General features: G+C 65.4%; 10 protein-coding genes and 2 tRNA genes. 5 read left to right on the top strand and 7 right to left on the bottom strand.

Going from position 1 to position 9,674, the window contains the following annotated elements; all coding sequences use genetic code 11:
• The 3 genes from L284_RS46555 to L284_RS46545 form a co-directional block, all read right to left on the bottom strand.
• Positions 1-73: transfer RNA gene (locus L284_RS46555), tRNA-Arg, on the bottom strand.
• 42 nt (positions 74-115) lie between these two features.
• A tRNA-Arg gene (locus L284_RS46550) sits at positions 116-192 on the bottom strand.
• Between the two features lie 44 nt (positions 193-236).
• The gene (locus L284_RS46545; RefSeq protein ID WP_031343317.1) at positions 237-662 is read right to left on the bottom strand and encodes a (deoxy)nucleoside triphosphate pyrophosphohydrolase; all 426 of its coding nucleotides are present in this window, start codon (positions 660-662) and stop codon (positions 237-239) included.
• A gap of 97 nt (positions 663-759) precedes the next feature.
• Between L284_RS46545 and L284_RS46540 the strand changes: the two genes are divergently transcribed.
• Together L284_RS46540 and L284_RS46535 are read left to right on the top strand one after the other, a co-directional pair.
• Positions 760-948 (top strand): Flp family type IVb pilin, encoded by a 189-nt coding sequence (locus L284_RS46540; RefSeq protein ID WP_021236313.1) that lies wholly within the window; start codon positions 760-762, stop codon positions 946-948.
• Positions 949-1,090: 142 nt separating this feature from the next.
• Positions 1,091-1,294 carry a Flp family type IVb pilin gene (locus tag L284_RS46535; protein WP_021236312.1) on the top strand — a complete coding sequence of 68 codons (204 nt, stop codon included), beginning with the start codon at positions 1,091-1,093 and terminating at the stop codon, positions 1,292-1,294.
• 278 nt (positions 1,295-1,572) lie between these two features.
• Here L284_RS46535 and L284_RS46530 read toward each other — a convergent pair whose 3' ends face one another.
• From L284_RS46530 to L284_RS48330, 4 genes are all read right to left on the bottom strand, one after another.
• Positions 1,573-3,096, bottom strand: coding sequence for a M48 family metalloprotease (locus tag L284_RS46530; protein WP_021236311.1), 1,524 nt, complete (start codon positions 3,094-3,096; stop codon positions 1,573-1,575).
• A 90-nt stretch (positions 3,097-3,186) separates the two neighbouring features.
• A complete protein-coding gene (locus tag L284_RS46525; protein ID WP_021236310.1) occupies positions 3,187-4,077 on the bottom strand; it encodes a tyrosine recombinase in 891 nt (296 codons plus the stop codon).
• Positions 4,078-4,083: 6 nt separating this feature from the next.
• Positions 4,084-5,970 carry a hypothetical protein gene (locus L284_RS46520; protein ID WP_021236309.1) on the bottom strand — a complete coding sequence of 629 codons (1,887 nt, stop codon included), beginning with the start codon at positions 5,968-5,970 and terminating at the stop codon, positions 4,084-4,086.
• An 8-nt stretch (positions 5,971-5,978) separates the two neighbouring features.
• Positions 5,979-6,152 carry a hypothetical protein gene (locus L284_RS48330; protein WP_160172165.1) on the bottom strand — a complete coding sequence of 58 codons (174 nt, stop codon included), beginning with the start codon at positions 6,150-6,152 and terminating at the stop codon, positions 5,979-5,981.
• Between the two features lie 58 nt (positions 6,153-6,210).
• On the opposite strand from L284_RS48330, the gene L284_RS46515 reads away from it, so the two are divergent.
• From L284_RS46515 to L284_RS46505, 3 genes are all read left to right on the top strand, one after another.
• Positions 6,211-6,786: a shikimate kinase gene (locus L284_RS46515; protein ID WP_021236307.1), complete on the top strand. Its 576-nt coding sequence runs from the start codon at positions 6,211-6,213 to the stop codon at positions 6,784-6,786.
• Positions 6,777-7,886 (top strand): 3-dehydroquinate synthase, encoded by a 1,110-nt coding sequence (gene aroB / locus L284_RS46510; RefSeq protein ID WP_021236306.1) that lies wholly within the window; start codon positions 6,777-6,779, stop codon positions 7,884-7,886. Before L284_RS46515 ends, aroB begins: the two co-directional genes overlap by 10 nt.
• Positions 7,887-8,265: 379 nt before the next feature.
• Positions 8,266-9,660 (top strand): peptide MFS transporter, encoded by a 1,395-nt coding sequence (locus L284_RS46505; RefSeq protein WP_021236305.1) that lies wholly within the window; start codon positions 8,266-8,268, stop codon positions 9,658-9,660.
• The last annotated feature ends 14 nt before the right edge of the window (positions 9,661-9,674 follow it).

Genomic DNA, 9,674 nt, shown 5'->3' with positions numbered 1-9,674 from the left:
GCGCCCGGAACGATTCGAACGTCCGACCCTCAGATTCGTAGTCTGATGCTCTATCCAGCTGAGCTACGGGCGCAAATGTCATTCTCCAACCAAAGACCAGACCCCCGAAGGAGAATGGCGCGCCCGGAACGATTCGAACGTCCGACCCTCAGATTCGTAGTCTGATGCTCTATCCAGCTGAGCTACGGGCGCGTTGGAGAGGCGCCAATAGGAGCGGTTCGCCCTGCCGTCAACGCCTATATCGCGTTCGCCTCCAAGAATGTGCATAACTTCTTCGCGAGCGGGTAATCGAGCGGCGGCATCGCCAGCGTGTGCACCGCATCGGGTTCATACCAGCCAAGCGCCTCGGCCTCGTGCGCCTGCGGCTCGCCCTGCCAATTGCGGCAGGCATAGAGCAGGATGACGATCGCGCGGCCGCCCCTTCCTTCTGGCAGTGTGCTGCCCGGCCCGCTGGCAAAGCCCACCGGGATCAACGCACCGGGATCGATCGCGACGCCGAGTTCTTCGGCCAGTTCACGCACGGCCGCGCCTTCCGGCGTTTCTCCGGGCTCGACCTTGCCGCCCGGGAATTCCCAGAGACCGCCATGCATCGCCGCATGAGGCCGCTGGGCCATCAGCACCAAGCCATTCTCACCTAGCAGGGCGACGGCGACGACGAGCAGAGGTGTAAGAGAATTTTCCAGGGAAAGGCCCTCCTTTAGGGACTCTTTAACGCTGATTCGTGTATTTCGGTCAGGATCGACGGAGTCTCAAGTATTCATGAAGCTATCATCGATCAAATCCAACATCTTCGAAGATAAATCCGGCGCGACGGCAATCGAGTATGGCCTCATCCTCGCGCTGGTGGTGTTGGCTATGCTGGTGGCGCTGAATAGCCTGGCATCCGAGACTGTTTCGATATGGGATATGATTTCCGATAAGTCAGAGAATGCGATCTCCGGTCAGTAATGATCTTTGGCGCTTAAGTTTTTTTCAATACTTCGCCTCTAGATCGAAACCTGTCCAAAGCGCCGAAGCGAGTGCCTGACCGGTTGAACGGGGGGCGGGGCGGACCGGGTACACAAGATTGCTTTCATTCAGGAGACACCAGATGAAGTTTCTCGCCAAGCTGCGCCGCAACGAACAGGGCGCCACCGCTATCGAATACGGCCTGATCGCCGCCCTCATCGCCGTTGCTGCCATTGCCGCCATGCAGGGCCTGGGTTCGAACCTGAAGACGACCTTCGCCACGACGTCGGCAAAGGTCACGGAAGGCAACAACGCTTCGAAGACCGCTGGAACGGCAGTCCAGTAATCGCCGGACACTCCGGTGTACGACAAAGAGCGGCAAGGGAACCTGCCGCTCTTTTCATATGTGCGATACAGACAGGATCTGCCTGCAAATATAACCCATAAACAACGTCACCCTGAACTCGTTTCAGGATCAATCTTGCCGAACGAACCGTCGTCGATGGTCCGAAATGGATCCCTGAAACAAGTTCAGGATGACGCGTGTAGGACCAGGATTCCGTGTCCAGACAGACGCCTCATACAAGACATGGGAACTTCGGAACATTAGGCGCTTAAACGGCCTCAATACACCACCAGCTTCACCTTCTGCCCCGGCACCAACCGTGCGCCGCTCTCCAGCCCGTTGAGCACCAGGAACCGCTCCACCGCCGCATCCGTATAGGCCATTCGCCCCGCCAGCGACTGCACGGTGTCGCCAGCCTTTACAGTCACCACCGAGAGCCGGCGCGGCTTCACCTGACCGGCCTCGCCCGCACTGATCCGGCGCATGCTCTTGAACATGCCGTTGAAGGCCCCTGCCCCGCCGACGCGTGTGATCGTCAGGAAGTGATAGGCCTTGCCGCCGCCGAAGTCGTAGGCGAACACCGCCACGTCCACCGGACCGCTCGATGCCTGAACTTGCGCCACGCCGTAAGCCGCCGCGAGGCCGTTCACTTCGGCACGCTCGATGCGGGAAGGCACGATCCGCGCCTGACCCGATTGCGTCAGGCTGGCGAACACCGTCTGGATATAGGCGTCGAGCCCCGTACCCAAGGCACCGCCGGAGAACTGCGCCTTGCCCGAATCGCCGTTGATCGAAACCGCCTGCGTCCCGTTGACGAGGTAGAAGCCCTCGGGCGCCTGGAACGCCAGACGCAGATCTGGGTGCGTAAAGCGATTGCCGTCGATGATCCCCTGTTTCGGGTCGTCGCCATAGACCAGCCCGTCGATTCGGGTGAGGAACACGTCGCGGTTCGTCATGCCGACCTGTCCCGATCCAGACTGCCCCGACCCGGCCTGAGCCTGCGCATCCCGCACGCGCGAGGCGGGATCGGGGTGAGTCGAAGCCCATTGCGGCACCTGATTCGTCGAGCCGCGCAGCTGCGATTCCAGCGCATTCTGCCGCGCAAGGCTATCGAGCACCGTCGCCATCGCCCGCGGGTCGTAGCCAGCGCGCTTCAGGTAGCTGATGCCCAGCCGATCGGCCTCCAACTCCTGACTGCGCGAATACTTGAGCGTCAGCATCTGAGACCCCTGTGAGGCGAGTTGCTGCCCCAGCCGCCCAAACGCGCTGTCCCCCAACAGGACGCCCGAAAGCACCGAACCCAGCACCCCCAGCAACTGGTTGCGCGAGGCCGCCTGCTGGCGCTTGGCCGAATGGCGCGCGGCGACGTGGCCCACTTCGTGCCCCAGCACGCCCGCCAGTTCCGCTTCGTTGTTCATCAGCGCGGTGAGTTGCCGCGTCACGTAGACATAGCCGCCGGGGATCGCGAAGGCATTGTTCACCGGCGAATTCAGCAGGGTCACCGCGAAGTCGCCCCGCGCATTGGACAGGCCCGACTGGATGGCGATGGTCTTGCCCACTTGCTCGACATAGCTCGCCTGCGGCCCGGTCAGCGCACCGCCGAACTCGGCAAGCAGATCGGGATGCGCCTTGGCGCCCTCGGCCTTGTCGGCGCGGCTGATGGAATTGGCGGTTGTCGGATAGGCCTGCGCGGCGACCCCCGTGGTGGCCGGCGCCATGGCCGCCAGCACACAGCCTGCCGCCGCCGCGATGCCGGCGCGGCGCGAGGGCCGGATACCTCGGACGGATCGATCTGCGGACATGACTTTCCCCTTGGCCAACGTAGTTTCCTTGTGTTCCGCTCATGCAACGGAGCGGAAATGGCGTTGTTCCCAGGCCTAGATCGCCCTGGATCAGGCCCCCGCCAGTGGATGGCGGGCATTCACCAGAGCGACCAGCCGGGCACTGTCGACATGGGTGTAGATCTGCGTCGTCGCGATGTCGGCATGGCCGAGCAGCATCTGCAGCACGCGCAAGTCCGCTCCGCCTTCCAGCAGGTGCGTCGCGAAGGCATGGCGCAGCACATGCGGCGACACCCGCGTCGGATCGATCCCGGCCCGCACGGCAAGCCCGCGCAGGAGCTGGAACAGGCGCACTCTGGTCAAGTGGCCGCTCTCCCCGCTGGAGGGAAACAGGAATTTCGAGTTGCCTCGCCGCACCGCCAGCCAGCGTGACAGCACCGCGCGGGCACGGCCGCTCACCGGCACCATGCGCTGTTGGCCGCCCTTGCCGGTCACATGCAGGAAAGGCGCATCGCGCGGCACCGCCGCGAGCGGCAGCGACACCAGTTCGGTCGCGCGCAGGCCCGAACCGTAGAGCAGTTCCAAGAGCGTCAGCAGCCGCACCGCGTCGGAGCGCTCACCCGCCGCCTCGGCCTCGGCGGTGACGAGGAACCGCTCCACTTCGTCATGCGACAGCAGGCGCGGCAAGGGGCGCTGCGTGCGGGGGCGCGGCAGGGCGGCGGAGGGATCGTCGCTGCGCAGGCCTTCGTCCACCAGGAAGCCGAAAAATTGCCGGAGCGCCGAGCAGCGCCGGGCGAGACTGGAAGCCGCCAGCCCGCTCCAGGCATCGCCGAGAGCCGCCAGCGAATCGCCATCGGCTGCCGCGAGATCACCAAGCGCTTCCTCGGCGGCGGCGAGATCGCGGCGATAGGCCGCCAAGGTATTGGCCGCTGCGCCGCGTTCGGCCGCCAGCATCGCCAGGAACCGCTCGGCGTGGCTTGCGCCTGCCGCTCCCCCCGCCACGCCCGATCAGGCCCGCGTGACCGCTTCCGCCGCGATCATCCGCGCCTCGGCTTCGAGGCCGACGGTGCGCAGGGCCGAAACGATGTGGTAGAGATAGCGCGGCGTCATCCGCTGCCAACTGCTGCCCTGCATGCCAAGCCCCGCCAGCAGGGCGACACTGGCCGCGTCACCGGCCGTCGCCGCCGCGTCGATCGCCTTGGTGAAGTGCGTGGCGCTGTCCAGTTGCATGCCCCAATCGTTCGAGTAGCGCGACGCCGCGCCCTGGTCGATGCGCTCCAGCCCGGCGAGGCCTGCCACCAGGAAGGCGCTTCTGCGCTTGTTGCGGCTCTCGTCGGCACCGTAATACGTGTCGACGGCAGAGGTATCGACGGCACGGATGCGGCCCGGCGCGGCCAGGGTCAGCAGGCCCCAGCCCGCACTTCCGGACGGCACGATCGAGGACCAGGCCAGCGCATTGGTGTCGTATCCCGCCGACAGCATGGACGCGATAAGCGCCGGTGCATCGGCTTCCAGATCCTTGCTCGGCGCCACGCGCGCGGCAGCGGCGGCCGTCAGCACCTGACGCGCATAAGATGCTTCCCCGCCGCCGGTTCCGGTCCAGAGGCTCTGCATCGCCGAGAGGCGCGCGGCCGGGGCGTCCAGCGTATAGGCATCGCGCAGGGCTTCCGCGCGCTTCTGCCAGTCTCCGCTCACATCCGGATCGGCATAGACCTGGGCGTAGAGATCGACCATCGCCGCATTGGAAATGATCCCGCTGGCGGCGGCGCGATCGGCAGCGGCGGCGCGGCGCTCCAGCCCCACCATCGGCGCCAGCGCCGTGACGTAGTCGTACATCGGACCCGCGCCCGCCATGGCGCTGTCCGGCGGAGCGAGGCCGACGCCGATGGCGAGGCCGTAACGCCAGGGCGTCATCGTATCGACGCCGTCCCACTCGATGGTCACGGCCTTGCGCGAACGTCCTGCAGCGCCTGCATATTTCTGCGCGAGCAGCGCATCGATACGCGGCATCTTCCCGCTCACGCGGGCGCGCTCCAGCCGCGACAGCGCTGCCGCGCCGCTCCCGCGGAATGCGTCGCAGATCGACTGCGCCGCGCTCCACTCCGCGTTGTCCGCCTGCAGGCCCTGGATGGAGAGGACCGGGCACATGCCGGTGAAATCGGCGGTGCGCTGGTAGATGTCGAAGGCCTGGCGCGTAATGCCGGGCGTGAAGTTGGAGATGTCCAGCCCTTGCAGCACCGCGCGAGCGGCATCCGTCTCGCCCATGCGGATGAGCAGGCCCACGCGCAGGGCGATGAACTGCTGGGGACTCATCCCCGGCGGCGCATCCAGCCGCGAGGCCAGTGCACGGCGCAGCAGGATATGCCCCCAGCGCGATATCAGCGCACCGCGATTGGCGGCAAGGGCGGTCTGCACCAGATAGGGGTTCTGCGCGGAGAGCGAAGTCGCGGCCAGGCCGCCCTCGCTCTCATCGACGAGGCCCACCTGCTCCATCGAACGACGCGCGCCCGCCGGCATGTCGAGATTGAGCTTGTCGGTCAGCAACTGCTCGAACGCTTCGGGCGACATGCCCTGCAGTTCTTCGAGCGTCGGCATGCGCGTCAGCGTGCTTTTGCCGTCCGCATCGGTCGTCACGAAGGCTTCGGCAGGGATGAAGGGCGCGGGCTCGGTGGGCAAGGCCTGGATCACCGGCGTCGAGACCGCGCGCGGCGCGCTCGAAGCGTTCGCGGCCGGGCGACCGGTCGAGGCCGGCGACGCAGGGGCCGCGCTTGGCGTCGCCCTTGCGGGAGGCTCATCGAACATTTTCGGCAGAAGCGATTCGGGCGCATCCTGCGCGACCGCCCAGGCCGAAGTCAGGGCCAGCGACACGCCGATCAGGAGGTGCCAGCTCCTCATGCGTGGTTTCATTGCGGCAGCTCCGGCACGGGAATCGGCTGTACGATATCGCCGACCGGCGTGCGACCGCCGTCGGTCCAGGCCCAGGCTCCCAGCAGTACCAGCCCGAGCAAGGCCACCGGAGCGACGATGGAAACGGCAGTCACGCCCGAGAACTTGCGCCTGCGTCTTTGTATCGTCACTCGCCTTCCTTCACCGATGCTTGCGCTGCGACCTAGCCCATCTATAGGCGAAGGAGCAATGGACGTTCAACAGACCCGGTTTTCCGCGCAGGAAATTGCCGCTCTCGCGCGGCGCATCGATCGCCCCATCGTGCTGGTCGGAATGATGGGCGTGGGCAAGTCGAGCGTGGGCAAGCGCCTGGCCGCGCTGCTCGACTGTCCTTTCGTCGATGCCGACGAAGAGATCGAACGCTCCGCGCAGATGTCGATTCCCGAAATCTTCGAGACTTACGGCGAGGCCTATTTCCGCGACGGCGAGCGCCGGGTGATCTCCCGCCTGATCGATGCCGGAGTGAAGTCCTGCGTGATTGCCACCGGCGGCGGCGCGTTCTGCAACGAAGTGACCCGCAAGCTGATCCTGGACAAGGCGATCACCGTCTGGCTCGACAGCGAGGTGGACACTCTGGTCGAGCGCACGGCGCGCAAGGACAATCGCCCGCTGCTGCAAGGCGGTGACCCCCGCGAGATTCTCACGCGGCTGCGCGAGGACCGCCGCCCACACTATTCGCTGGCCCCGATCCACGTCATGAGCCACAGCGGGCCGCACGTTCAGACGATCAACAACGTCCTTCAGGGAATTTCGCAATGGCTGTAATCCCCGTCGATATTGCCGGCCGTCCTTACGAAGTACGGGTGGGTGCCGGGCTGCTCGCCGAACTGGTGCCGCAGTGCCGGGGGCGGCTGCGCAAGCGCGGCGTGCCGATCATCACCGACAGCAATGTCCACGCCGCCTGGGGTGCCGTGGTCGAGGCCAGCCTGCGGGACAACGGCCACGAACCGCACTGGCGCATCCTCCCGCCGGGCGAGGCCACCAAGTCGTGGGACGAACTGGCCGCGACGGTGAACTGGCTGCTCTCGCTGGAAGTCGAGCGCGGTGACCACATCATCGCTCTCGGCGGCGGCGTCATCGGCGATCTCACCGGCTTCTGCGCCTCGGTGCTCAAGCGCGGCTGCAAGTTCATCCAGGTGCCGACCACCCTGCTCGCCCAGGTCGATTCGAGCGTCGGCGGCAAGACCGCGATCAATACGCCCGCCGGCAAGAACCTCGTGGGCGCCTTCCACCAGCCCTCGCTGGTGCTGGCGGACCTTTCCGCGCTGGAAACCCTGCCGGAGCGCGATCTGCTCGCAGGCTATGCCGAAGTGGTGAAGTACGGCCTCATCGACGACGCCGACTTCTTCGCGTGGTGCGACACCAATGCCGCCGCCATGCTCGCGGGCGACAGCCAGCTGCGCGAATATGCCGTCGCCCACTCGGTGGCCAGCAAGGCGCGGATCGTCGCGGAAGACGAGTTCGAGACCACCGGCAAGCGCGCCCTCCTCAACCTCGGGCACACTTTCGGCCACGCGCTGGAGGCCGAGACCGGCTTCTCCACCCGCCTGCTCCACGGCGAGGCCGTCGCCCTCGGCATGGTCATAGCCGCGCGCTACTCCGCCCGCCGCGAACTGATGCCCCGCGCCAGCGCCGAGCACATCGCGCGCCATATCGGCGAGATCGGCCTGCCCGCCAGCCTCAAGGCTCTCGATCTGGACTGCGACGGCGCCCGCCTGGTCGAGCACATGCTGCACGACAAGAAGATGGACGGCGGCACTCTGCCCTTCCTGCTGCTCAGGGGGATCGGCCAGACCTATCTGGACAAGCAGGTCTCGCTGGAAGACGTGGCTGAATTCCTGGACGAGGAACTGGCGCGGGGCTGACTTGGCCGCAAGACGCCGCCATCGCCGCAGGTTGCGCTTACGGAAACGACGTGACGAAATAGCGGCATCGGCTTGTCAAAACGCTCCAAAATCTCGACGCACCGTGCTTCTCCCGCGTCATAACCTGCAACGACCCATCGCTTCCCCACGTTTTCTTCCTGTTCCCCTCGCGGGAACCTGACGCCAATCGCACAACCTTCACAGGGGTCCGGGGGCGTACGGGAAGGCGACAGGTCGATCGGTCTGTCGCCTTTTCCGTTTCCGGGTAAAGCACTTGCCGAACATCCTTCAGGATCGCCCGCCCTCCGCGTGACATTTCCGTGACCGGTCACTATGCTGCGCGCTCGGATAACTAAAGTACCGGGTCGCACCTGACGCCATGACACTTTCAGAAGCCACGCCCCAGCTCGATCTCCCCGAGGATCTCGAGCGGAACGACCGCGCATTCCTCGGCCATCCCAAAGGCCTGGGCTATCTCTCCATAGTGGAGGGCTGCGAGCGGTTCTCCTATTATTCCATGCAGACGCTGCTGGTGCTCTACATGGTCAAGTACCTGCTTCTGCCTGAAAACATCGGCAAAGTTGCAGGTCTTTCATGGTTGCGCGGCTGGCACTATGCAGGTCTTGAAGGCCAACCGCTCGCCTCGGCGATCTTCGGCGACTACACCTCGCTCGTCTACCTGACCCCGATCCTCGGCGGCATCGTCGCGGACCGCTGGCTCGGCCGCAAGGCCACGCTGATCGCGGGGGCCGTCATCATGTCGCTGGGCCACTTCCTCATGGCGTTCGAGGGACTGTTCCTCTTTGCGCTGATCTCGCTGGTGGTGGGCGTCGGCCTGTTCAAGGGCAACATCGCCAGCCAGGTGGGCGAACTCTACAAGCCCGGCGACTTGCGCCGTGCCATGGCGTTCCAGATTTTCTACATCGCCATCAACGTCTCGGTCATCGCCGCACCTTTGGTCGCCGGCACGCTGGGCGAGAAAGTAGGCTGGCACTATGGCTTCGGCACGGCAGGCGTGGTCATGGTCCTGGGCCTGATCATCTACCTCAAGGCCGGACACTGGCTCCCCGCCGACAACCGCGCGCCCAAGGGCGAGAAGGCTCCCAAGGTGCGTCTGACCCGCTCCGATTGGCCGCGTCTCGGCGCGCTCGCCGTGCTGGTGCCGGTGCTGGCCGTCGCCATGATGAGCAACCAGGAGATCTTCAACGCCTACCTCGTCTGGGCGGACGCGAAGTTCCAGCTCACTTTCTTCGGCGACACTCTGCCGACCAGTTGGATGATCACTGTCGATGCCACGCTCAGCTTCTCGATGCTGGTCGTAGTCGCGGCGTTCTGGAAATGGTTCGCGAACCGCACCGGCCGCGAACCCGACGAATTGGGCAAGATGATCATCGGTTCGGTCTTCAGCATGATGGGCGGCATGTGCCTGGTGATCGCGGCGGCCACCGCCGGCGATGCCAAGATCGGCCTGTTCTGGCCGGTGATGTTCCACTTGTTCAACTCGATCGGCTTCGCGCACATCATGCCGGTCAGCCTGGCCCTGTTCACCAAGGTCGCCCCGCGCGCCCTCAACGCGACGGTGGTGGGCATCTACTACCTGGCCTTCTTCGGCGCCAACAAGGTCGTGGGCGAGGTGGGCGGCTGGTATTCCTCGATGGACACCGTATCGTTCTGGCTGCTCCACGTCGCCTCGGCGGCCGTGGGCCTGATCGCCTTCGCCGCATTCAAGATCGCGCTGGGCAAGACGCTGGCGGGGAACATCGTCGAAAGCTGATTTCGAAATACGCC

The sequence above is a fragment of the Novosphingobium lindaniclasticum LE124 genome (assembly GCF_000445125.1).
GTDB classification, from domain to species: Bacteria; Pseudomonadota; Alphaproteobacteria; order Sphingomonadales; family Sphingomonadaceae; genus Novosphingobium; species Novosphingobium lindaniclasticum.
The sequence above is the reverse complement of the archived record's forward strand: the minus strand, read 5'-3'. Positions and strand labels throughout refer to the sequence as shown.

Bases quoted from the DNA above. Each gene is read 5' to 3' on its own strand.
- L284_RS46540 (WP_021236313.1), top strand. From the start codon at position 760: ATGAAGCTATCATCGATCAAATCCAACATCTTCGAAGATAAATCCGGC.
- L284_RS46535 (WP_021236312.1), top strand. From the start codon at position 1,091: ATGAAGTTTCTCGCCAAGCTGCGCCGCAACGAACAGGGCGCCACCGCT.
- L284_RS46530 (WP_021236311.1), bottom strand. From the start codon at position 3,096: ATGTCCGCAGATCGATCCGTCCGAGGTATCCGGCCCTCGCGCCGCGCC.
- L284_RS46520 (WP_021236309.1), bottom strand. From the start codon at position 5,970: ATGAGGAGCTGGCACCTCCTGATCGGCGTGTCGCTGGCCCTGACTTCG.
- L284_RS46515 (WP_021236307.1), top strand. From the start codon at position 6,211: ATGGACGTTCAACAGACCCGGTTTTCCGCGCAGGAAATTGCCGCTCTC.
- aroB (WP_021236306.1), top strand. From the start codon at position 6,777: ATGGCTGTAATCCCCGTCGATATTGCCGGCCGTCCTTACGAAGTACGG.
- L284_RS46505 (WP_021236305.1), top strand. From the start codon at position 8,266: ATGACACTTTCAGAAGCCACGCCCCAGCTCGATCTCCCCGAGGATCTC.